This is a genomic window from Citrobacter sp. Cf125 (genome assembly GCF_030333935.1).
Classification (GTDB): Bacteria; Pseudomonadota; Gammaproteobacteria; order Enterobacterales; family Enterobacteriaceae; genus Citrobacter; species Citrobacter freundii.
This window is the reverse complement of the sequence record NZ_JAOWEY010000024.1, coordinates 416780-439321: the sequence shown is the minus strand read 5'-3', so window position 1 is coordinate 439321 and position 22542 is coordinate 416780. Positions and strand designations below refer to the sequence as shown.

General features: G+C 53.1%; 25 protein-coding genes. 21 read left to right on the top strand and 4 right to left on the bottom strand.

The window, feature by feature from the left end; genetic code table 11:
• Positions 1 to 273: 273 nt before the first annotated feature.
• Positions 274 to 1485 (top strand): type VI secretion system tube protein TssD, encoded by a 1212-nt coding sequence (tssD, locus tag OGV89_RS16315; RefSeq protein WP_286558958.1) that lies wholly within the window; start codon positions 274 to 276, stop codon positions 1483 to 1485.
• Positions 1486 to 1767 (top strand): hypothetical protein, encoded by a 282-nt coding sequence (locus OGV89_RS16310; protein WP_003839553.1) that lies wholly within the window; start codon positions 1486 to 1488, stop codon positions 1765 to 1767.
• Between the two features lie 70 nt (positions 1768 to 1837).
• Here the strand turns inward: OGV89_RS16310 and ppa are convergent, their stop codons facing one another.
• Positions 1838 to 2365: an inorganic diphosphatase gene (ppa, locus tag OGV89_RS16305; RefSeq protein WP_003025726.1), complete on the bottom strand. Its 528-nt coding sequence runs from the start codon at positions 2363 to 2365 to the stop codon at positions 1838 to 1840.
• 309 nt (positions 2366 to 2674) lie between these two features.
• On the opposite strand from ppa, the gene ytfQ reads away from it, so the two are divergent.
• The 5 genes from ytfQ (at position 2675) to OGV89_RS16280 (ending at position 8477) form a co-directional block, all read left to right on the top strand.
• Positions 2675 to 3631 (top strand): galactofuranose ABC transporter substrate-binding protein YtfQ, encoded by a 957-nt coding sequence (ytfQ, locus tag OGV89_RS16300; RefSeq protein WP_003025728.1) that lies wholly within the window; start codon positions 2675 to 2677, stop codon positions 3629 to 3631.
• A gap of 103 nt (positions 3632 to 3734) precedes the next feature.
• Entirely contained in the window at positions 3735 to 5237 is a 1503-nt protein-coding gene (ytfR, locus tag OGV89_RS16295) for a galactofuranose ABC transporter, ATP-binding protein YtfR (RefSeq protein WP_286558955.1), read from the top strand.
• Between the two features lie 13 nt (positions 5238 to 5250).
• Positions 5251 to 6273: a galactofuranose ABC transporter, ATP-binding protein YtfT gene (ytfT, locus tag OGV89_RS16290; RefSeq protein ID WP_008323019.1), complete on the top strand. Its 1023-nt coding sequence runs from the start codon at positions 5251 to 5253 to the stop codon at positions 6271 to 6273.
• Entirely contained in the window at positions 6260 to 7261 is a 1002-nt protein-coding gene (gene yjfF / locus OGV89_RS16285) for a galactofuranose ABC transporter, permease protein YjfF (protein WP_003025736.1), read from the top strand. Before ytfT ends, yjfF begins: the two co-directional genes overlap by 14 nt.
• A gap of 103 nt (positions 7262 to 7364) precedes the next feature.
• On the top strand, positions 7365 to 8477 hold the full coding sequence (locus OGV89_RS16280) for a methyl-accepting chemotaxis protein (RefSeq protein WP_075262495.1): 1113 nt from the start codon (positions 7365 to 7367) through the stop codon (positions 8475 to 8477).
• A 114-nt stretch (positions 8478 to 8591) separates the two neighbouring features.
• On the opposite strand, the gene fbp is transcribed toward OGV89_RS16280, so the two are convergent.
• Complete coding sequence (fbp, locus tag OGV89_RS16275) at positions 8592 to 9590, bottom strand: class 1 fructose-bisphosphatase (protein ID WP_003025742.1); 999 nt, start codon at positions 9588 to 9590, stop codon at positions 8592 to 8594.
• Positions 9591 to 9765: 175 nt separating this feature from the next.
• Here fbp and mpl point away from each other — a divergent pair, with 175 nt between their 5' ends.
• Positions 9766 to 11145, top strand: a complete 1380-nt coding sequence (mpl, locus tag OGV89_RS16270; RefSeq protein WP_003839563.1) for a UDP-N-acetylmuramate:L-alanyl-gamma-D-glutamyl-meso-diaminopimelate ligase — start codon at positions 9766 to 9768, stop codon at positions 11143 to 11145.
• A 107-nt stretch (positions 11146 to 11252) separates the two neighbouring features.
• On the opposite strand, the gene yjgA is transcribed toward mpl, so the two are convergent.
• Positions 11253 to 11804, bottom strand: coding sequence for a ribosome biogenesis factor YjgA (yjgA, locus tag OGV89_RS16265; RefSeq protein WP_003025750.1), 552 nt, complete (start codon positions 11802 to 11804; stop codon positions 11253 to 11255).
• Between the two features lie 95 nt (positions 11805 to 11899).
• On the opposite strand from yjgA, the gene pmbA reads away from it, so the two are divergent.
• The 13 genes from pmbA (at position 11900) to OGV89_RS16200 (ending at position 22015) form a co-directional block, all read left to right on the top strand.
• Positions 11900 to 13252, top strand: coding sequence for a metalloprotease PmbA (gene pmbA, locus OGV89_RS16260; protein ID WP_003830385.1), 1353 nt, complete (start codon positions 11900 to 11902; stop codon positions 13250 to 13252).
• A 46-nt stretch (positions 13253 to 13298) separates the two neighbouring features.
• Positions 13299 to 13685 (top strand): cytochrome b562, encoded by a 387-nt coding sequence (gene cybC, locus OGV89_RS16255; RefSeq protein WP_003025756.1) that lies wholly within the window; start codon positions 13299 to 13301, stop codon positions 13683 to 13685.
• Between the two features lie 331 nt (positions 13686 to 14016).
• Positions 14017 to 14325 carry a glycine dehydrogenase gene (locus tag OGV89_RS16250; RefSeq protein ID WP_049002370.1) on the top strand — a complete coding sequence of 103 codons (309 nt, stop codon included), beginning with the start codon at positions 14017 to 14019 and terminating at the stop codon, positions 14323 to 14325.
• 10 nt (positions 14326 to 14335) lie between these two features.
• Positions 14336 to 14698 carry an SFCGS family glycine-rich protein gene (locus OGV89_RS16245; protein ID WP_003830384.1) on the top strand — a complete coding sequence of 121 codons (363 nt, stop codon included), beginning with the start codon at positions 14336 to 14338 and terminating at the stop codon, positions 14696 to 14698.
• 2 nt (positions 14699 to 14700) lie between these two features.
• Positions 14701 to 15000 carry a DUF4312 family protein gene (locus OGV89_RS16240; RefSeq protein WP_003025762.1) on the top strand — a complete coding sequence of 100 codons (300 nt, stop codon included), beginning with the start codon at positions 14701 to 14703 and terminating at the stop codon, positions 14998 to 15000.
• A 22-nt stretch (positions 15001 to 15022) separates the two neighbouring features.
• Positions 15023 to 15799, top strand: coding sequence for a DUF4311 domain-containing protein (locus OGV89_RS16235; RefSeq protein ID WP_003025764.1), 777 nt, complete (start codon positions 15023 to 15025; stop codon positions 15797 to 15799).
• 11 nt (positions 15800 to 15810) lie between these two features.
• Positions 15811 to 16455, top strand: a complete 645-nt coding sequence (locus OGV89_RS16230) for a DUF4310 family protein (protein ID WP_003830379.1) — start codon at positions 15811 to 15813, stop codon at positions 16453 to 16455.
• 58 nt (positions 16456 to 16513) lie between these two features.
• A complete protein-coding gene (locus tag OGV89_RS16225) occupies positions 16514 to 17647 on the top strand; it encodes an amidohydrolase/deacetylase family metallohydrolase (RefSeq protein ID WP_286558951.1) in 1134 nt (377 codons plus the stop codon).
• A complete protein-coding gene (locus OGV89_RS16220; protein WP_286558949.1) occupies positions 17631 to 18749 on the top strand; it encodes a DgaE family pyridoxal phosphate-dependent ammonia lyase in 1119 nt (372 codons plus the stop codon). The genes OGV89_RS16225 and OGV89_RS16220 overlap by 17 nt, the downstream gene beginning before the upstream one ends.
• Entirely contained in the window at positions 18746 to 19486 is a 741-nt protein-coding gene (dagF, locus tag OGV89_RS16215) for a 2-dehydro-3-deoxy-phosphogluconate aldolase (protein WP_048216922.1), read from the top strand. Before OGV89_RS16220 ends, dagF begins: the two co-directional genes overlap by 4 nt.
• Before the next feature lie 21 nt (positions 19487 to 19507).
• Complete coding sequence (locus OGV89_RS16210; RefSeq protein ID WP_286558947.1) at positions 19508 to 21421, top strand: BglG family transcription antiterminator; 1914 nt, start codon at positions 19508 to 19510, stop codon at positions 21419 to 21421.
• A gap of 77 nt (positions 21422 to 21498) precedes the next feature.
• Positions 21499 to 21741: a type II toxin-antitoxin system RelB/DinJ family antitoxin gene (locus OGV89_RS16205; protein ID WP_003839576.1), complete on the top strand. Its 243-nt coding sequence runs from the start codon at positions 21499 to 21501 to the stop codon at positions 21739 to 21741.
• On the top strand, positions 21731 to 22015 hold the full coding sequence (locus OGV89_RS16200) for a type II toxin-antitoxin system RelE family toxin (protein ID WP_003839578.1): 285 nt from the start codon (positions 21731 to 21733) through the stop codon (positions 22013 to 22015). Before OGV89_RS16205 ends, OGV89_RS16200 begins: the two co-directional genes overlap by 11 nt.
• Before the next feature lie 3 nt (positions 22016 to 22018).
• Here OGV89_RS16200 and nrdG read toward each other — a convergent pair whose 3' ends face one another.
• A complete protein-coding gene (gene nrdG, locus OGV89_RS16195) occupies positions 22019 to 22483 on the bottom strand; it encodes an anaerobic ribonucleoside-triphosphate reductase-activating protein (RefSeq protein WP_032937736.1) in 465 nt (154 codons plus the stop codon).
• Positions 22484 to 22542 lie beyond the last annotated feature (59 nt).

The following is a 22542-nucleotide window of genomic DNA, read 5'->3' as shown; positions in this document are numbered from 1 at the left end:
TTTGAAAGACGACAGGTATAACACGCCACCCTCGGGTGGCGTTGTTTTATACGATGGTCGCTGTAATCCTAGGCTATCAGGAAGCATTTCTCTTTTTTTTCATCACATAAAAATACCTGTTCAATAAAGCGTTAATTAATATAATTTATTATTTTACTCAAAACATCACCGTGGATTATTGTAAGGCAATATGATCACGTTAGCAGAAATAATTTTATTTTAGTTGCACTCTCATTCTGTAAAAATAATTATCCAGGTAAGGATAGTAATGGAATGAGTAATATTGTTTATCTCAAGCTCATTGGTGAACAACAAGGCGATATTTCTGATGGATGTGGCACAACTGATTCAGTTGGTCATCGGTGGCAACAGAATCATGTGAATGAAATATTTGTTTTTTCTCTGGTTGCAGGAGTAGCGAGTACAGGTAAAGGTACGAATCTAAAGAACTTAACATTCAGTAAGCAAATAGATAAAAGCTCACCACTATTAATGAATGCGATTAATAACAATGAAAACCTGTTTCTAGAGTTTTGGTTTTATCACATAAATAGATATGGTCAATGGGAGAAGTATTATTATATTCAGCTCAGAGGTGCATCGATATCAAGTATTCAGATGAGGGTTATAAAAGACCAGATAGATACAGAAATAATATCAGTAAATTATGATTATATCCTTTGTAAGCACCTGATAAGCAATACCGAGTGTAGCTATCTGGCTTTACCTGCAGACTACAATAAGCTTTTTGTTCCGATTCCGAAACCCCAGACTCAAACTCTTAACAGTGCAGGTGTGGGCCGATTGCTGGCGGCTGGAGGGATTTATAACGGTAACATCGAAGGGTTCAGGGACACTGCAGAAAAACTGGGTGGTGATGCCGTCAAAGGCTACGATCAGATTCTTAATGAGAAAACGGTCGGCGTCGCCATTACGGCTGCCTCTATTGCCGCTGGTTATGGGCTTGGGAGGATGGAGTTAAGTTCGACGATAAGAAGTCTTGAAAAGCTGGGGCGGATTGAAACCAAGAGCATATCATTAGGGCGTAGTAACACCACTGAAAATTTATATCGTCGGACTAGCAATACTGAAGTGTTTTCAGATCTAAAAGTGCCTATGCAGATGCGCTATGTTGAACAGGCTGCACGTGAAGGTGGGATAGGCTTGGGGGGAGTTAAAGTGAGAATTATCAGGGATTCTGACCTGAAAGGTAAGAATATCTATGGTTATACTCACCCTAGTGGTGATATTGATTTGTACCCGGATGCTTTTGCGGATATTGAGCAATTAATAAAAACGTTAGGACATGAAAGAACACATACTATGCAAATCTATCTCTTTAAGCATCCAAATACATATGCTGATGATGCAATCAAGATGAATAAAGAATTGATATTGAATGAAAAAGCCGCCCATAGTATTGAAGATAGCTTTTGGCAATTTTACCTGAATAATAAGACCGGAAAGCTAGAGGAGTACAAATAGATGAACTCTTTGACCTATCTTGAATGGATGAAGCACTTACCAAAAGATGATGGTAGTTACAGTTCATGTGAATGCCCAGCATGTGGTAAAAAAGGACTTTCTTATCAATACTTTGGTTTCGATAATGGTGATATTGGCTGGAAGGTTATTTGGTGCGAAACCTGTAAATCTGGAGTGAAAATTTCGAGAACCAAAATACCTGAAGGGGCTAGTAGGTTAATAGATTTTCAAGAACAAGAACGTTTCTTTGAAACGAAGCCTGAACTGAAACTAATTGTTTAGATTGATCTCAATAAAAGCCCCTCATAAAGTGAGGGGCTTCAATAAGTTATGCTGATCTTAGAAAGCCAACTTACTTCTTCGCGCGCTCGAAGGAAGCAACGATTTCAGCTTTAGCAGCTTCAGCGTTGTCCCAACCGTCAACTTTTACCCATTTGCCAGCTTCGAGGTCTTTGTAGTGCTCGAAGAAGTGGGTGATCTGCGCTTTCAGCAGTTCCGGCAGGTCGGTCACATCTTTGATGTGATCGTATTCTTTGCTCAGCTTGGTGTGCGGTACCGCAACCAGTTTCGCATCTTCACCGGATTCGTCGGTCATTTTCAGTACGCCAACCGGGCGGCAACGAATCACTGAACCTGGTTCCAGCGGGTACGGAGTCGGGACCAGAACGTCTACCGGGTCACCGTCCAGAGACAAGGTGTGGTTGATGTAACCGTAGTTGCACGGATAGAACATCGCGGTGGACATGAAGCGGTCAACGAACAGGGCGCCGCTCTCTTTGTCAACTTCGTATTTGATCGGATCTGCGTTAGCAGGGATCTCGATAACAACGTAGATATCTTCCGGCAGGTCTTTACCGGCAGGGACGTTGAGTAAGCTCATGTCTGTTTCCTTTAAATAAGCTATGGCAAACAAGTGGCGGGTATTATAGCCAACTCGCGCGGAATGTCTCCGCTTGTTTTCGCTTTCTCTGCGTGCATTTTCTTCTTTTTACCTCTCTCTCGTGACAGAAAAGTCCATATCTTCAGCCGCATTTTTCATAGCGAGATGAAAGCGATTACAAAGTTGTGATTAACGTTTTATTTACTTTTTTGAAGTGTGATGTAACGCAATCCGTTACATGCTCAATTGTCTATAGTTTTTTCGCAACGGTTAATTAACCAACAATAATCACCCTACGAGGACGCACTTATGTGGAAGCGCTTACTTTTAGTCACAGCAGTTTCGGCAGCCATGTCGTCTATGGCAATGGCAGCCCCTTTAACCGTAGGATTTTCGCAGGTTGGCTCTGAATCCGGCTGGCGTGCAGCAGAAACCAACGTCGCGAAAAGCGAGGCCGAAAAGCGGGGAATTACGCTGAAAATCGCTGATGGCCAACAAAAGCAGGAAAACCAGATTAAAGCAGTTCGCTCATTTGTTGCCCAGGGCGTCGACGCCATCTTTATTGCGCCGGTCGTGGCAACAGGTTGGGAGCCGGTTTTAAAAGAAGCGAAAGATGCCGACATTCCGGTCTTTTTGCTTGATCGTTCCATCGATGTAAAAGACAAATCTCTCTATATGACCACCGTCACCGCCGACAACGTGCTGGAAGGCAAATTGATCGGCGACTGGCTGATTAAACAAGTGGACGGCAAGCCGTGTAACGTCGTTGAGCTGCAAGGGACCGTCGGGGCCAGCGTGGCGATCGATCGTAAAAAAGGCTTTGCTGAAGCCATCGCCAGTGCGCCAAACATCAAAATTATCCGCTCTCAGTCCGGTGACTTCACCCGCAGTAAAGGGAAAGAAGTGATGGAGAGCTTTATCAAAGCAGAAAACAACGGCAAGAACATCTGCATGGTTTACGCCCACAACGATGACATGGTGATCGGTGCTATCCAGGCGATCAAAGAAGCGGGTCTGAAACCTGGCAAAGATATTCTCACCGGTTCTATCGACGGCGTACCGGATATCTACAAAGCGATGATTGACGGTGAAGCCAACGCCAGTGTCGAACTGACGCCGAATATGGCGGGGCCGGCATTCGACGCGCTGGAGAAATTCAAAAAAGACGGCACGATGCCTGAGAAGCTGACCATTACCAAGTCGATCCTTTATCTGCCGGATACGGCGAAAGAAGAGTTAGAGAAGAAGAAAAACATGGGCTACTAAGCCTTCATGAAAATGCCGGGGGGGCTGCGCTTGCCCGGCCTACATTACGCTCTTTTGTAGGCCGGATAAGCGTAGCGCCATCCGGCGTGATGCAGGAGGAATCATGACCACCGACCAACATCAGGAAATCCTCCGCACCGAAGGATTAAGCAAATTCTTTCCCGGCGTCAAAGCGTTGGATAACGTGGATTTCAGCTTGCGTCGCGGTGAAATTATGGCGCTGCTGGGGGAAAACGGAGCCGGCAAATCGACGCTCATCAAAGCGCTGACCGGCGTTTACCATGCCGATCGCGGCACTATCTGGCTCGAAGGCCAACCGATCTCCCCCAAAAACACCGCCCATGCCCAGCAACTGGGGATTGGCACCGTGTACCAGGAAGTGAACCTGCTGCCCAATATGTCGGTTGCCGATAACTTATTTATTGGTCGTGAGCCGCGGCGTTTTGGCCTGCTTCAGCGCAAGCAGATGGAAAAACGCGCGACGGAGCTGATGGCGTCATACGGTTTTTCCCTTGACGTGCGTGAGCCGCTGAACCGCTTTTCCGTGGCGATGCAACAAATCGTCGCCATCTGTCGGGCGATTGATCTCTCCGCGAAAGTGCTGATCCTCGATGAGCCGACCGCCAGCCTCGATACCCAGGAAGTTGAAATGCTGTTCGGCCTGATGCGTCATCTGCGCGATCGGGGCGTCAGCCTGATCTTCGTCACTCATTTCCTCGATCAGGTTTATCAGGTCAGCGATCGCATCACCGTTCTGCGTAACGGCGGCTTCGTTGGCTGCCGTGAAACCCGGGAATTACCGCAAATTGAACTGGTCAAAATGATGCTGGGTCGCGAACTGGATACCCATGCGCTACAGCGTGCGGGACGCACATTGCTTAGCGATAAGCCAGTGGCGGCCTTTAGCGGCTTTGGCAAAAAAGGCACCATCGCGCCGTTTGATCTACAGGTGCGTCCCGGTGAGATCGTCGGTCTCGCAGGGCTGCTGGGATCCGGGCGAACGGAAACGGCAGAGGTGATCTTCGGTATTAAACCCGCCGACAGCGGAAGTGCGCTGATCAAAGGCAAAACGCAGACCTTGCGATCGCCGCATCAGGCTTCGTGTCTGGGGATCGGTTTCTGTCCGGAGGATCGCAAAACGGATGGCATTATTGCCGCCGCTTCGGTGCGGGAAAACATCATTCTGGCATTGCAGGCGCAGCGCGGCTGGCTGCGGCCTATCCCACGGAAAGAACAAAACGAGATTGCCGGGCGTTTTATCCGCCAGCTCGGAATTCGCACCCCTAACGCTGAACAGCCGATCGAGTTTCTCTCCGGCGGCAATCAGCAAAAAGTATTGCTCTCGCGCTGGTTACTGACCAAACCGCAGTTCCTGATCCTCGATGAACCCACGCGTGGGATCGACGTCGGCGCGCATGCGGAGATTATCCGACTGATCGAAACGCTGTGCGCGGATGGTCTGGCGCTGCTGGTCATCTCATCCGAACTGGAAGAGTTAGTGGGCTATGCCGATCGGGTCATTATTATGCGCGATCGCAAACAAGTGGCCGAGATCCCACTGGCTGAACTGTCCGTACCGGCGATCATGAACGCCATTGCGGCCTAAGGAGACTATGGTGATGCCTCAATCCCTCCCTCAATCCAATCCGCCTAAACGGCGGTTCCGTTGGCCAAAGGGGATGCCACAACTGGTGGCGCTACTGCTGGTGCTGCTGGTGGATAGCCTGGTCGCCCCGCACTTCTACCAGGTGATTTTGCAGGATGGTCGGCTGTTTGGTAGCCCGATTGATATTCTCAACCGCGCCGCTCCCGTGGCGCTGTTGGCGATTGGTATGACGCTGGTGATTGCCACCGGCGGCATCGACCTTTCCGTGGGGGCCGTCATGGCTATTGCTGGCGCCACTACTGCGGCGATGACGGTGGCCGGGCACAGTCTACCGGTGGTGCTGCTTGCCGCCTTAGGCTCCGGCATTCTGGCTGGGCTGTGGAATGGGATTCTGGTGGCCATACTCAAGATCCAACCGTTTGTTGCCACGCTAATCCTGATGGTGGCCGGGCGTGGAGTGGCGCAGCTTATCACTTCCGGGCAAATCGTCACTTTCAACTCGCCCGAGCTGTCGTGGTTTGGTAGCGGCTCGCTCTTACTGTTCCCTACGCCGGTAATTATTGCACTGCTCACGCTGGTGGTGTTCTGGCTGCTGACGCGGAAAACGGCGCTGGGTATGTTTATCGAAGCGGTGGGTATCAACATTCGTGCGGCAAAAAACGCTGGGGTGAACACCCGCATTATCGTGATGCTCACCTATGTGCTGAGCGGCCTGTGCGCGGCTATCGCTGGCATTATCGTCACGGCGGATATTCGTGGGGCAGATGCCAATAACGCCGGATTATGGCTGGAACTGGATGCCATCCTGGCGGTAGTCATCGGTGGTGGCTCGCTAATGGGCGGGCGCTTTAACCTGCTGCTGTCGGTGGTAGGCGCGTTGATTATTCAGGGCATGAACACCGGGATTTTGCTGTCGGGCTTCCAGCCGGAACTGAATCAGGTGGTCAAAGCCGTGGTGGTGTTGTGTGTGCTGGTCGTGCAATCACAACGCTTTATCAGCCTGATAAAAGGAGTGCGTGGTCATGATAAAACGTAATTTACCGCTGATGATCACCCTCGGCGTGTTTGTGCTGGGCTACCTTTACTGCCTGACGCAGTTTCCAGCTTTTGCTTCCACCCGGGTGATTTGCAATATCCTGACCGATAACGCTTTTTTAGGGATTATTGCCGTGGGCATGACCTTCGTGATCCTCTCTGGCGGGATCGACCTTTCCGTTGGCTCGGTGATCGCGTTTACCGGCGTATTTTTGGCGAAGGCCATTGGCTATTGGGGTATTTCCCCGCTGCTGGCGTTTCCCCTGATTTTGCTGATGGGCTGCGCGTTTGGCGCATTTATGGGGTTACTGATTGATGCGCTGAAGATCCCTGCATTCATTATTACGCTGGCGGGAATGTTTTTCCTGCGCGGCGTCAGCTATCTGGTCTCTGAAGAGTCGATCCCAATTAACCATCCGATTTATGACACGCTCTCAAGTCTGGCATGGAAAATTCCTGGCGGCGGTCGCCTGAGCGCGATGGGGTTGTTAATGCTGGGCGTGGTGGTGATTGGCATCTTCCTTGCGCACCGTACGCGCTTTGGTAATCAGGTTTACGCCATTGGCGGCAACGCCACCTCTGCTAACCTGATGGGCATTTCTACTCGCAGCACAACGATCCGCATTTATATGCTGTCTACCGGGCTGGCGACGCTTGCCGGCATTGTGTTTTCCATTTACACCCAGGCGGGTTATGCGCTGGCGGGCGTTGGCGTTGAGCTGGATGCGATTGCCTCAGTGGTGATTGGCGGAACGCTGCTAAGCGGCGGCGTGGGAACGGTGTTGGGTACGTTGTTTGGCGTCGCCATTCAGGGGTTAATCCAGACCTACATTAATTTTGATGGCACATTAAGTTCCTGGTGGACGAAGATCGCGATTGGCATTTTATTGTTTATTTTTATAGCGTTACAACGCGGTCTGACGGTGCTTTGGGAAAATCGTCAAAGCTCGCCGGTTACCCGAGTGGGTACGGCGGCAACACCAAAGTAACATCCTGATTTTGCACAAAACATTTAAATACCTAAACTTTTTCCGGTTGTAGTCGATAGGTTCTGTACAGGTCTGTTTTAACCCTACAACCGGAAATATAACGATGCCAAAATCCCTTTCAATTCGATCAAGTTTGTTGGTGTTATTGTCTTTGCTGACTTTCCTTCTGTTACTGACCGGTGGTATGGGGCTATATGCCTCGACGCGTGTCATTAAATCATTGATTTATCACGGTATTATGAGCGCTGCGATGTTGGCTGCTATCGCATTGCTGGCGGTTATTTGGTTTATGCTGCGAAATAAGTTTCTCAAACCGCTGGATAATATGGTTGAGCAACTGGAACGTCTGGCGACAGGGGATTTATCACCGGTTACCACGCTGTCGGCCAGCGCTGAATTCAACCGCCTGAACGCGGCAATGGATGACATGCGCCATGCGCTGGGCGACTCGGTACAACGCGTACGCGATGCCAGTTCGCAAATTGATATTGGCAGTCGTGAACTGACGGCCGGGAACCAGCATCTGGCACAACGCACTGAATCGACAGCCACTTCACTGGAGCAGACCGCCGCCAGCATGGAAGAACTCACGGCGACGGTGAAACAGAATGCGCAGAACGCGGAACAGGCTCACCAACTGGCAAAATCGGTGTCGGATACCGCCGATCGCGGTAGTGAAATGGTGTGCTATGTGATCGAGAAAATGCGCGATATTTCCGGCAGCTCCAGCCGAATCGCCGACATCCTCAGCGTAATCGACGGTATTGCTTTCCAGACCAATATCCTGGCGCTCAACGCTTCCGTTGAAGCGGCGCGCGCCGGTGAGCAGGGGCGGGGCTTTGCGGTTGTTGCAGGTGAAGTACGTAATCTGGCCAGCCGCAGCGCCGAGGCGGCCAAAGAGATCCGCACGTTAATCAGTGATTCACACACCCACGTAGGGGAAGGTAGTGAGCTGGCGCAGCAGGCGGGCGAAACCATGGATGAGATTGCCAATGAAGTCATGCGCATGACCAAACTGATGCGTGAAATTGCCAGTGCGTCCCAGGAACAGAGTCGCGGCATAGAGCAGGTGAATATTGCGGTGATTCAGATGGATGAAACGGCGCAGCAAAATGCGGCGCTGGTACAGCAGTCGTCAGCGGCTACCCGCTCGCTGGAAGAACAGTCTTCAGCGCTAATCGAAGCAATGGCCGTATTTAAGCTACAGACAGCGTAACTGTGCGTAGGCCGGATAAAGGCGTTTACGCCGCCATCCGGCAATATCACCGTATTGTGCCGGATGGCACTTCGCTTATCCGGCCTGCAACGTGCTGTAGGCCGGATGTTGCGCTTACGCGTCCGGGAACTCGCGGATAAAGCGTTCTACATCTTCAACCATATGGTCGTTACCCACGAAGAAGGAGCGGCGCTGGTGCAGGCTTTCCGGGATGATATCCAGAATACGATTTTTACCGTCGCTCGCCTTGCCGCCCGCTTGCTCGGCCAGCAGGGCCATTGGGTTGCATTCATACAGCAGACGCAGTTTCCCTTCCGGGTGGCTGGCGGTGCTTGGGTACAGGTAGATCCCGCCTTTCAGCAGATTGCGATGGAAGTCCGCAACCAGAGAGCCAATGTAGCGCGAGGTGTACGGGCGCTGGGTTGACTTATCTTCTTCCTGGCAGAATTTAATGTACTTCTTCACGCCGTTCGGGAATTTGATGTAGTTACCTTCGTTAATGGAGTACGTGCTGCCTTTCGCCGGGAAGCGCATACGTTCCTGGCTGAGGCAGAATACGCCCAGAGAAGGATCGTAGGTGAAGGCGTGCACGCCACAGCCGGTGGTGTACACCAGCATGGTAGAAGAACCATAAACCACGTAACCTGCAGCAACCTGCTTGTTGCCCGGTTGCAGGAAATCCTCTTCCGTGACCGGAGTACCGACTGGGGTTACGCGGCGGTAAATAGAGAAAATCGTACCGACAGAGACGTTAACATCGATGTTGGATGAGCCATCCAGCGGATCCATTAGCACAACGTATTTAGCGTGTTCACAGCCTTCAAAGACGACGATTTCATCTTCTTCTTCCGAGGCAATGCCCGCCACAATGTCGCGCGCCTTCAGTGCAGCTTTCAGTTTTTCGTTCGCGAACAGATCGAGTTTTTGCTGAACCTCTCCCTGCACGTTCTCAGCACCGCTGGCACCCAGGATATCGACCAGACCGGCCTTGTTGATATCGCGGTGGATGATCTTGGCGCCCAGCTTTATTGCCGACAACAAAGCAGTGAGTTCACCGGTAGCATGAGAAAACTCGTGCTGCTTTTCGACAATAAATTCACCTAACGTTTTCATAACACTTTCCCTGCAATTTATGTGGAGTAAAGCGACCGCAACAATATTAACAAATATTTCCATTGTTGCGCTTAGGTGAATCGCGCCAGCAAACTGCGGAATATCCTGAAATGCGTTTCTCACTTGCCGGACATGTGCGTAAAATGGCCCCCAGATTAAAAAAGGATAGTGACGTATGCGCATTCATATTTTGGGAATTTGTGGCACTTTCATGGGCGGTCTGGCGATGCTGGCGCGCTCGCTCGGTCATGAAGTAACCGGTTCGGACGCCAATGTGTATCCGCCGATGAGTACCTTACTTGAGAAGCAAGGCATTGATCTGATTCAGGGTTACGATGCCAGCCAGCTCGACCCGCAGCCGGACTTAGTGATCATCGGCAATGCCATGACCCGTGGTAATCCGTGCGTGGAAGCGGTTCTCGAGAAGAACATTCCGTACATGTCTGGCCCGCAGTGGCTGCATGACTTTGTATTGCGCGACCGCTGGGTACTGGCGGTTGCGGGTACGCACGGCAAAACCACCACCGCCGGAATGGCGACCTGGATCCTCGAAGCCTGCGGCTATAAGCCTGGCTTTGTGATCGGCGGCGTACCGGGTAACTTCGAGGTTTCTGCGCGTCTTGGCGAAAGCGACTTCTTCGTGATTGAAGCGGATGAGTACGACTGCGCGTTCTTCGACAAGCGTTCTAAATTCGTGCATTACTGCCCGCGTACGCTGATCCTCAACAACCTTGAGTTCGATCACGCGGACATCTTTGACGATTTGAAAGCGATCCAGAAACAGTTCCACCATCTGGTGCGTATCGTGCCGGGCCAGGGACGCATCATCTACCCGGAAAACGACATCAATCTGAAACAAACGATGGCGATGGGCTGCTGGAGCGAACAAGAGCTGGTGGGCGAACAAGGTCACTGGCAGGCGAAAAAACTGACCACCGATGCTTCTGAGTGGGAAGTGTGGCTGGACGGTGAAAAAGTCGGTGAAGTGAAGTGGGGCCTGGTGGGCGAGCACAATATGCATAACGGTCTGATGGCGATTGCGGCCGCGCGCCATGTGGGCGTCGTGCCTGCAGATGCAGCTAATGCGCTCGGTTCATTCATTAACGCCCGTCGTCGTCTTGAGCTGCGCGGTGAAGCCAATGGCGTGACGGTGTATGACGATTTTGCCCATCACCCGACGGCCATTCTGGCAACGCTTGCGGCGTTGCGCGGTAAAGTGGGCGGTACGGCGCGCATCATCGCAGTGCTGGAGCCTCGCTCGAACACCATGAAAATGGGCCTGTGCAAAGACGATCTGGCGCCGTCGTTAGGCCGTGCGGACGAAGTGTTCCTGCTGCAACCTCCGCATATTCCGTGGCAGGTAGCCGAAGTCGCTGAAGCCTGCGTTCAGCCGGCACACTGGAGTGGCGATGTGGATGCCCTGGCAGATATGGTGGTGAAAACCGCGCAGCCAGGCGATCACATTCTGGTGATGAGCAACGGCGGATTTGGTGGTATTCATCAAAAACTGCTGGATGGCCTGGCGAAGAAAGCTCAGGCAGAAGCGGAAGAGTAAAAAAATGCCCGGTGGCGCTACGCTTACCGGGCCTACAACGTGTTAACGGATTGTAGGCCGGATAAGGTGATTGCACCGCCATCCGGCACTTTCAGCAGACGAAGAGGTTAGGCTTCGTTTTCCGCCAGTTCACGCAGATACTGGAAGATCTGGCGGGAAGATTTTGGCGGCTTGTTGCCCGCTTTTTCTTTCCTGGCGTTACGCACCAGCGAACGCAGTTGCTGGCGGTCGGCGTCAGGCCACAGATTCATCACTTCTTCGATGGCTTCATCGCTACCGTCAACCATACGGTCACGCAGTTGCTCCAGCTTATGGAAGACAACGACCTGCTGGTTGTGACGATTTTTCAGCTTGTCCAGCGCCTGACGGATAGGATCAACATCGCGCTGGCGCAACATTTTGCCAATCAACTGCAACTGGCGGCGACGTCCTTCCATCTTAATACGCTGGGCCAGCTCAATGGCGGCACGTAAATCCGCATCAAGCGGGATCTTATCCAGCGCGTTTTTCCCCAGATCAACCAGTTCCGCACCCAGGCGTTTTAACTCCTCGGCATCGCGTTTAATTTCACTTTTACTGACCCAGATAATTTCATCGTCTTCGTCTTCGATGTCATCACCGGGAACGTCGTCGAGCCAGTCTTCGGGCTGCTTTGTCATTTCAGGCTCCTTAAAAAAAGAGGCTAATGTTACCAGTTAAGATGCGCACTGAAAAACGGTTCTCTGTTAGACTTCAGAGAAACTCTCTCTACATTATGGCATTTGCGATGAAAGTAATCTCACAAGTTGAAGCGCAGCGTAAGATTCTGGAAGAAGCAGTCTCGACGGCACTGGAATTAGCGTCAGGTAAGTCGGATGGCGCGGAAGTCGCTGTGAGCAAGACCACGGGTATTAGCGTCAGCACCCGTTATGGTGAAGTGGAGAACGTCGAATTCAATAGCGATGGTGCACTGGGGATTACGGTTTATCACCAGAACCGTAAGGGCAGCGCATCGTCCACCGATTTAAGCCCGCAGGCGATTGCACGCACCGTGCAGGCTGCGCTGGACATTGCACGTTACACTTCGCCGGATCCGTGCGCAGGCGTGGCAGATAAAGAACTGCTGGCCTTTGATGCGCCCGATCTGGACCTGTTCCACCCGGCGGAAGTTTCCCCTGATGAAGCCATCGAACTGGCTGCTCGTGCTGAACAGGCGGCGCTGCAGGCTGATAAGCGTATCACCAATACCGAAGGCGGCAGCTTTAACAGCCACTATGGCATCAAAGTGTTTGGTAACAGCCACGGCATGCTGCAGGGCTACTGCTCCACGCGTCATTCCCTTTCCAGCTGTGTAATCGCGGAAGAAAATGGCGATATGGAACGCGATTACGCCTACACCATTGGCCGGGCGATGGGCGATCTGCAAACGCCGGAGTGGGTAGGGGCTGACTGTGCTCGCCGCACCTTATCTCGTTTGTCGCCGCGTAAGCTGTCCACCATGAAAGCGCCGGTGATTTTCGCCAACGAAGTGGCGACCGGACTGTTCGGACACCTGGTCGGCGCGATCGCCGGCGGTTCGGTGTACCGCAAATCCACCTTCCTGCTGGATTCGCTGGGCAAACAAATTCTGCCGGAATGGCTGACTATTGAAGAACATCCGCACCTGCTGAAAGGGCTGGCGTCTTCACCGTTCGACAGCGAAGGGGTACGGACCGAACGCCGCGACATTATTAAAGACGGCGTGCTGACTCAATGGCTGTTGACTAACTATTCCGCACGTAAGCTGGGCCTGAAGAGCACTGGGCATGCGGGCGGGATCCACAACTGGCGAATTCCGGGACAAGGTCTAAGCTTCGAGCAGTTGCTTAAAGAGATGGGCACAGGCCTTGTGGTTACCGAGCTGATGGGCCAGGGCGTAAGCGGCATTACCGGCGATTACTCGCGCGGTGCGGCGGGCTTCTGGGTCGAAAATGGTGAAATTCAGTATCCGGTGAGCGAAATTACCATCGCCGGTAACTTAAAAGAGATGTGGCGCAATATTGTGACCGTGGGGAACGATATTGAAACGCGCAGTAATATCCAATGTGGTTCGGTATTGTTACCGGAGATGAAAATCGCCGGGCAGTAATACTCGTTAAGGCGTTAATTTTTAATAATAAAAAAGGAAGTGAGCAATGCGTAAACACCTGTTAGCGATCGTCGCGGCTTCAACGCTGGTTCTTGGTTCTTCTGCGTTTGCAGCCGATCTCGAAGATGACATGGGGATCCTCAACGACAACCTGAAAATTGTCGAAAAAACGGATAATGCGACTGAACTGAAAGACGCGTTAACCAAAATGCGTGCAGCCGCGCTGGACGCGCAAAAAGGTACGCCGCCGAAGCTGGAAAACAAATCCCCGGACAGCCCGGAGATGAAGGATTTCCGCCACGGCTTTGACACGCTGATCGGCCAGATTGACGGCGCGCTGAAGCTGGCGAACGAAGGTAAAGTTAAAGAGGCGAAAGCCGTTGCGGAAGAGCTGAAAACCACGCGCAACGAAAACCACAAGAAGTTCCGCTAATCTGCGCTACCCGGCCTGCATACCCGTAGGCCGGATAAAATCCCCCGCTACTACACGCCCATAAGTAAACGCTATCCCCATCACATTTTTTCATTTTTATCGTCCATTCATTGTTCGCACTTCCTTCCATTTTGCTGCCCACTCTTGCGATCTCAATCACATTCTTCCGGTGATAAATCGTGGTTCCAGCCCTTTTTGCGGCACAGATCACTATCGCTGCACACCTTTCCACTTCGAAGTGGAAAACAACTCGCTACAAACTTATAACCTCCGTCGCTAATTTACCCTCAGAGACATTAACGGGGTAAGACGAGTGAATAACGGAGCTGTAATGAATGACATGGGGGAATCGGTGGAACTGGCCGACCGCATGCTGGCACAGGTGTATGCCTTGCTGCGTGAACGCAACATTATTCCCAACGCCGTACAGGAACAGATGCTGACGTCGCATGTTCGCGCCATGGCGCACCGCTCGGTAACGGGTGAACCCTTACCAGAAGTCGATGCCAGCTTGTTTGATGAAATATCTGCCGATTCAATGGCGCTTGCCCGCGACGTGGTCGCCGAGTTTGGCAATCTTCCTGAGGAAGAGGCCTGGCTGCTGTCGGTGCACTTTGAAGTCGCGAAAGACAACCTTTAAGGAGAAAAAGATGGAACAGATTACCGTAGTGATTGGCGATCGTCTGGGTAAAGGCCAGAAAGTGGCGGCAGGCGTAGAGAAAGCGGGTGGCCGTGCCGTTGTGGTGCCGGGCGTTGCAGCAGATATGAAGCTGGGTGACGTGATGAAGGCGGAAAACGCCACCTTTGGTATCTCGTTTTGCGGCAGCGGTGGTGCGGGTGCGATTACTGCGCAGACCAAATACGGCTACAAGGCGAAATACGGCATGCGTTCGGTCGATGAAGGGGTAACCGCCATCAACGAAGGGTGCAACGTACTGGGATTCGGCTTTATGGACAAAGAAGAGCTCGGCGAGCGCCTGGTGCAGGCCTGGCAAAAGAAACACGGCGCTTAAGCATGAAAGAGCAATTCACCACCACGGTGAGAGTCACGGGTAAGGGCGAGACCAAAGCTCGCGCCTTTGCCGATGCCCTGAACCACGTTCAGGCTGCGGTGATGAAAGCGTCGCCGCATATCTTACTGCGTATTGAGCCACAGGATGTGCAGGTTGTTCAAGCGCGTGAATCGGTGCGTAAAGAGGCGTTTTTATTCCTCTTTTTGCGCCGGGAAAGACGCACTTTCAGCGTGGAGCTGGACGTGACCGTCAACGTGACTGCCATCAATCTCGACAAGGTGGATTTCGTTACGCAACGCTGATTTTCTATTAAAAGGCATAATTATGTTCCTGATAATATTAATAAAATCGCTCATCATCGGCGCGTTGGTTGGCGTTGGTGTCGGCGCTGGGGCTGCACGCATGTTTCATGCGCCTACCACTCAAGGGATGGGCGCGTTTCGTACTCTTGGAGAACTGAATTCCTGCGAAGGGGATCCGGCTTCTCACTTCTCGTTCGGTCTGGGCTTCTTCTTTAACGCCTGGGCTTCCTCCGTTGCGGCGGGGGCGTTCACTCAGGACGTCGACCATCGCATCATCCCCAACTGGGGTGCCGCCGCGCTGATGATTAAAAATCGCAACGTCGGTGAAACGCTGCACGATCCTAAGCGCATGGCAATTGCCTGCGGCGTTATCGGGATGATCGTGGTGACCTTCCTGAACCTCACTGCGTCATCCGTACCGGAAGCGCTGCAGGTTACCGCCGTCAAGGTGCTGGTGCCAGCGGCTAACCTGCTGGTTAACACCGTGATGCCGGTGATCTTCTGGCTGGCGGCGATCGACGCCGGTAAGAAATCCGGCTTCTGGGCCACCGTTTTTGGCGGCGCGGCGCAGCTGATCATGGGCAACGCCGTTCCGGGGCTGGTGCTCGGCATTCTGATAGGCAAAGGTGTTGAAGAAAGCGGCTGGAACCACGTCACGAAAGTGATGATGGTAGCTATCGTCGCGCTGTTTGTCCTGAGCGGCTTCTTCCGCGGTTTCGATATGAAGATGATCGAATCCTTCCATCTGACCGTGCCTAACTGGCTCGAACTTATCCACAACTCGCTCAGCGGCAAATAACGGAGGTCATCATGGAACAGAATAAAGGTTTTTGGTTCGCTGACTGGTCGTTCCCGATCTTCGTGGGCCTGCTCTCATCCGGCGTATTTGCCGGAACGCACATGTACTACCTGTACGGTATTGGCGCATTTAACGAAGTGGCTTTTGTGGCGATGCTGAAAGCTGGAATGGATACCGGCTCCTATGGGGCGGTGGCGGCATTTGGCGCAAGTTTCCTGTTTGCCCGCATCATTGAAGGTTCGCTGGTGGGGATTCTGGATATCGGCGGGGCGATTCAGACCGGGGTTGGGTTAGGCGTTCCGGCGCTGCTACTGGGCGCGGGCATTATCTTCCCGGTCGCCAACTTCGCCGCCTCGCTGGTCACTGGTCTGGTGATTGGTTTAGCGATTGGCTACATCATTATTCTGGCGCGTAAGTTCACCATCAACCAGAGCGACTCAACCTACGGTGCGGACGTCATGATGGGGGCCGGTAACGCCTCCGGCCGCTTCCTCGGACCGTTGATTATCCTCAGCGCGATGACGGCTTCTATTCCTATCGGAATCGGTTCTCTGGCGGGTGCGCTGCTGTTTTATCTGTGGCAAAAACCGATTACCGGCGGGGCGATCCTTGGAGCAATGATCCTCGGGTCCATCTTCCCGATTGCCATTAGCTAACTGTTGATTTGCAGGCCGGATAAGGCGGTTACGCCGCCATCCGGCATAGGAGAGAGCGATGTTTGATTTACTCCTGCGCCGTGCGCGCCTCGTTGACGATACGGTGAGCGATATTGCGCTCAAAGACGGCAAGATCGCGGCGTTGGGCGACGTTGATGGCCCGGCGCTGAAAACCATTGAGCTGGGCGGCGAGTGCTACGTCAGCGCAGGCTGGATTGACTCCCACGTTCATTGCTACCCGAAATCCCCGATTTACCACGACCAGCCGGATAGCGTCGGTATTGCGACTGGCGTCACTACTGTGGTGGATGCGGGCAGTACCGGGTCGGATGACATCGACGATTTTTACACCCTGACCCGGGAAGCTGCCACCGAGGTGTATGCGTTGCTGAATATCTCTCGCGTTGGGCTTATCGCCCAGAACGAGCTGGCCAACATGGCCAATATTGACGCTGATGCGGTGCGCCAGGCGGTGAAACGCCACCCTGATTTTATCGTCGGTCTGAAGGCACGTATGAGCAGCAGCGTAGTCGGTGAAAATGGCATCACGCCGCTGGAGCGCGCCAAAGCGATGCAAAAAGAGAACGGCGACCTGCCGCTGATGGTGCACATCGGCAACAACCCGCCGGATCTGGATGAGATCGCCGAGCGCCTGAGCGCGGGTGACATCATTACCCACTGCTACAACGGTAAGCCGAACCGCATTCTGACGCCGCAAGGCGAGCTGCGGGCGTCAGTGACGCGGGCGATTTCACGCGGCGTGCGTCTGGACGTTGGGCATGGCACCGCCAGCCTGAGCTTTGCGGTGGCAAAACGCGCTATTGAACTGGGGATTTTGCCACACACCATCAGTTCCGATATTTACTGTCGCAACCGTATCAGCGGCCCGGTCCATTCTCTGGCGAATGTGATGTCGAAATTTCTCGCCATTGGGATGTCGCTTCCGCAGGTCATTGAGTGCGTTACCGCCAATGCTGCCGACGGCCTGCGCCTGAAACAGAAGGGGCGACTGCAGGTCGGTCTGGATGCTGATTTAACCCTCTTTACGCTTAAGCGCCAGCCAACCGTGCTGGTAGATGCAGAAAACGACAGCCTGCAGGCTGAACAACTGCTGGTGCCGCTTGCCGCAATACGTGCGGGCAAGGGCTATATGACCGAACAAGGGAGCGCGGAACATGCCTTCGATTTTTGAGAAATACGATTTAAAACAGGTGATTAATACCTCCGGCCGCATGACGGCGCTCGGCGTTTCCACGCCGCGACCAGAAGTGGTTGAAGCCGCGATGGCCGGGATGAATCAATACTTTGAGATGAAAGACCTGGTGAATAAAACCGGCGACTACATCGCGAAATTGCTGGAAGTGGAAGGGGCAACCGTTGTCTCTTGCGCCTCGGCGGGGATCGCCCTGTCGGTGGCTGGCGTATTGGTTAAAGACAGCGACTGGCTGCTGGAGAACCTACACGTCACGCCCATCGAGAACAACGAAATCGTGCTGCCCAGAGGCCACAACGTCAACTTTGGCGCTCCGGTGGGTACCATGGTGGCGCTTGGCGGCGGTAAGTTAGTGGAGGCTGGTTATGCCAACGAATGTTCCGCGGCGCAGCTGGCTGCGGCCATTACACCGCGTACGGCGGCCATTCTGTATATCAAATCTCACCACTGCGTCCAGAAAAGTATACTCAGCGTGGAGCAGGCTGCGGTGGTGGCGCGTACGCATAACCTGCCGCTGATTGTGGACGCGGCGGCGGAAGAAGATTTGCAATGCTACTACCGGGTTGGCGCAGATCTGGTTATTTATAGCGGCGCGAAGGCGATTGAAGGACCAACCAGCGGTCTGGTGATAGGTAAAACCCAGTACGTTGAGTGGGTGAAACGCCAGACGGCGGGAATTGGCCGGGCGATGAAGGTGGGGAAAGAGGGAATTCTTGGCCTAACCTGCGCCATCGAACTGTATCTGAACGCGCAGAAAGAGAGTGGCGCGGAGATGGTCGAGAAAATGGCGCCGTTCATTAATGTGTTGAACCAGCTTAACGGCGTGAGCGCCCGCGTGGTGTGGGATAGCGCAGGGCGCGACATCGCACGCACGGAAATTAAGTTTGATGAAGCGGTAACCGGGATCGCCACGGGCGAACTGGTTGAAGCCCTGAAACAAGGCGAGTACGCGATTTACTTCCGTGGTTACAAAGCCAACGAAGGCATTATCGAAGCTGATGTGCGCAGCGTCGATCGTGCGCAGCTGGAGATTGTGGCCCGTCGAATTGGTGAAGTGATTTCGCAGGAGAAAAACGCATGAAACTGACCCCTAACTTTTATCGCGACCGCGTCTGCCTGAACGTGCTGGCAGGCTCCAAAGAAAATGCGCGGGATATTTACGCGGCGGCGGAAGGACACGTGTTGGTTGGTGTGTTGTCAAAAAATTACCCGGATGTCGCAAGCGCAGTAGCGGATATGCGTGAATACGCAGCGCTTATCGACAATGCGCTCTCCGTGGGATTGGGGGCAGGCGATCCTAACCAGTCGGCGATGGTCAGTGAAATTTCCCGTCAGGTGCAGCCCCAGCATGTTAATCAGGTCTTTACCGGTGTGGCCACCAGTCGCGCGCTGCTGGGCCAGCAGGAGACAGTGGTCAACGGTCTGGTCTCGCCAACCGGCATGCCGGGCAGGGTGAAAATCTCCACCGGTCCGCTGAGCAGCCAGACGCCGGACGGTATTGTGCCGGTAGAAACCGCGATTGCGCTGCTCAAAGACATGGGCGGTAGCTCGATTAAATACTTCCCGATGGGCGGCCTGAAATGCCGTGAAGAGTACATTGCCGTAGCGCAGGCCTGCGCCCGTCATGACTTCTGGCTGGAGCCAACTGGCGGTATCGATCTGGATAATTTCACTGAAATCCTGCAGATTGCCCTCGATGCCGGAGTGAGTAAAATCATTCCTCACATCTATAGTTCGATTATTGATAAGGTGAGTGGTAACACTCGTCCGGATGACGTACGCCAGCTGATGGCGATGACCCGGGCCTGCGTAGGCTAACTGACTGATGAGGAAACTGACGTGCGATTTCCCAACCAACGTTTAGCACAGCTGTTTGACATGTTGCAAAACGAAGCGCTTCCACAGGACGAGCTGGCGCAGCGGTTGTCGGTTTCCACACGCACCGTACGGGCGGATATCACCGCGCTAAACGCGCTGCTCACCCAGTACGGCGCACAGTTTGTCCTCAGCCGGGGTAACGGTTATCAGCTCAAAATTGACGACCCGGCAAGTTATAACACCCTGAAAACGCAGCAGCCCAACGCGTTGCTACGCATCCCTCGAACCAGCCAGGAACGGATACACTGGCTGGTGGTGCGTTTTCTGACGTCGGCTTTCTCGCTAAAGCTGGAAGATTTGGCTGATGAATGGTTTATCAGCCGCGCGACGCTGCAAAACGATATGGCTGAGGTGCGCGAGCATCTGCAACGTTATCATCTGACGCTGGAAACGCGTCCCCGTCACGGCATGAAGCTGTTCGGCAGCGAAATGGCGATTCGCGCCTGTTTGACCGATTTGCTGTGGACGCTGGCACAGCAGGATCCGCAGCACCCATTAGTGATGCAGGAGGCGCTTAATGCCGGGATCCCTGAGCAGCTACAGCCCGTTTTACAGGATATTTTCGCTCGTTTTCATATTCGTCTGACCGATGAGGGCGAGCTGTTTTTACGCTTGTACTGCGCGGTGGCGGTACGGCGGATTAGCGAAGGGTATCCACTCCCGGATTTTGCCGCAGAAGAGGCCGATCAATCGGTGTGCCTGGCCACGCGGGAAATCGCGGCGGTATTGCACCGCCTGGCAGACAAACCGCTTTCCGTTTCCGAAGAAAACTGGCTACAGGTGCATATTGCTGCTCGCCAGGTACAAGAGATCGCGCCCAGTGCTATCAACGCGGATGATGACGAAGCGTTGGTCAATTACATCCTGCGTTTTATCAACACCCAGTACAACTACAACCTGTTGAATGACAAACAGTTACATGCTGATCTGCTGACGCATATTAAGACGATGATCACCCGCGTGCGTTACCAGATAATGATCCCCAATCCGCTGCTGGAAAATATTAAACAGCACTACCCCATGGCGTGGGACATGACGCTGGCCGCCGTCTCGGGATGGGGAAAATATACGCCGTACACCATCAGTGAAAATGAGATCGGCTTCCTCGTGCTGCATATTGGCGTCGGGCTGGAGCGTAGTTACAACATCGGTTATCAGAGACAGCCGAAGGTTCTGGTGGTATGCGATGCCGGAAATGCGATGGCGCGGATGATTGAAGCGGTGCTGGCGCGTAAGTATCCGCAGATAGAGATCGTCGATACCGTCACGCTGCGTGACTACGAACAGCGGGAAAGCATCAGCGAAGATTTTGTCATCTCTACCGCGCGGATCGGTGAAAAAGATAAGCCTGTAGCGATGATTGCGCCGTTCCCGACCGATTATCAACTGGAACAAATTGGCAAACTGGTGCTGGTGGATAGAACCCGCCCGTGGATGTTGAACAAATTCTTCGATGCCGCCCATTTTCGTGTAATTGACGAGCCAATGGATCAACAAACGTTGTTCAAAACCTTATGCCGTCAGTTGCAGGATGAAGGTTTTGTCGACGCAGAGTTCCTTGATTCAGTGGTTGAGCGTGAGGCCATCGTCAGCACCATGCTGGGTGACAGCATTGCCCTGCCGCACGCCCTCGGTCTGCTGGCAAAGAAAACGGTGGTTTACACTATCCTCGCACCGCAGGGCATTGCATGGGATGATGAAACGGCGCATGTGATCTTCCTGCTCGCCATCAGTAAAAGCGAGTACGAAGAAGCGATGGCGATCTACGATATTTTCGTCACCTTCCTGCGTGAACGCGCCATGACGCGGCTCTGCGCATGCCGGAATTTCACCGAGTTCAAAACGGTCGCCATGGAGTGTGTGAGCCGTTTTTGAGAGGCGTTATCCAGAATTCGATGTAATGCGTATGTAATGCTAAACTGCATTACACATTCGATTCTACTGGAGGCATAATGGCCACGCTGAACGTCCGTCTGGATGACAAACTCAAAAATGAGGCTTATGCCGTGCTGGAAAAACTGAACATTACTCCAACGGAAGCTGTGCGATTACTGTTTCAGTACGTCGCGGAAACGGGGCGCATGCCAGTGAAAACCGTCACCGTTAGCGACAGCGAAGATACACTGATTCAGACAGTCCGGGAGAGGCTGGCCAGCCCGCAAAAAGGAATCAAGGTTAGTCTGGATGACTTATGAACTGGAATTCGACCCGAGAGCCTTAAAAGAGTGGCATAAACTGGGTGATACGGTGAAGGCTCAGTTTAAGAAGAAGTTGGCCGACGTGTTGTTGAACCCCAGAATTGACTCTGCCCGTTTAAACGGTCTTCCAGATTGCTATAAAATTAAGCTTAAATCGTCCGGCTATCGTCTGGTGTACCAGGTTCGGGATGAGGTTGTGACCGTGTTTGTTGTCGCGGTCGGCAAACGAGAACATTCGGCCGTTTATCTCGATGCAAACAAACGGCTTTAGCGATCAACGCAAATGATGTACAACCTGGTTGCTGCTGCCGCGCCAGATTAGCGCCGGGTCTTTAAGATCCTGCACGTATTTGCCATCGACCAGTACGTTGATGAGATCGACCACCTGCATTTGCGCGGCGTTGAGTTCATCGAGCTTGTAGCCGGTCCACACCCAGATATCTTTGCCGGGGCACTCAGCGCGAACGCGCTGCACTAGTTGCAGGATTTCCGGCACGTTTTGCGGATGTAGCGGATCGCCACCGGAGAGCGAGATCCCCTGACGCTTGATTCGCGTATCGTTCAGATCGGCAATGATCTTGTCTTCCATCTCTTTGGTAAATGGCTTGCCGGAATTGAGCCGCCAGGTGCTTTTGTTATAGCAACCGGGACATTCATGCACGCACCCGGACACAAACAGCGTGCAGCGGGTGCCGGGGCCGTTAACGATGTCGACGGGATAGTATTGGTGAAAGTTCATAGCTTGTAACCATGCCGGGTGGCGCTGCGCTTACCCGGCCTACAATAAGAGTGCGGTCC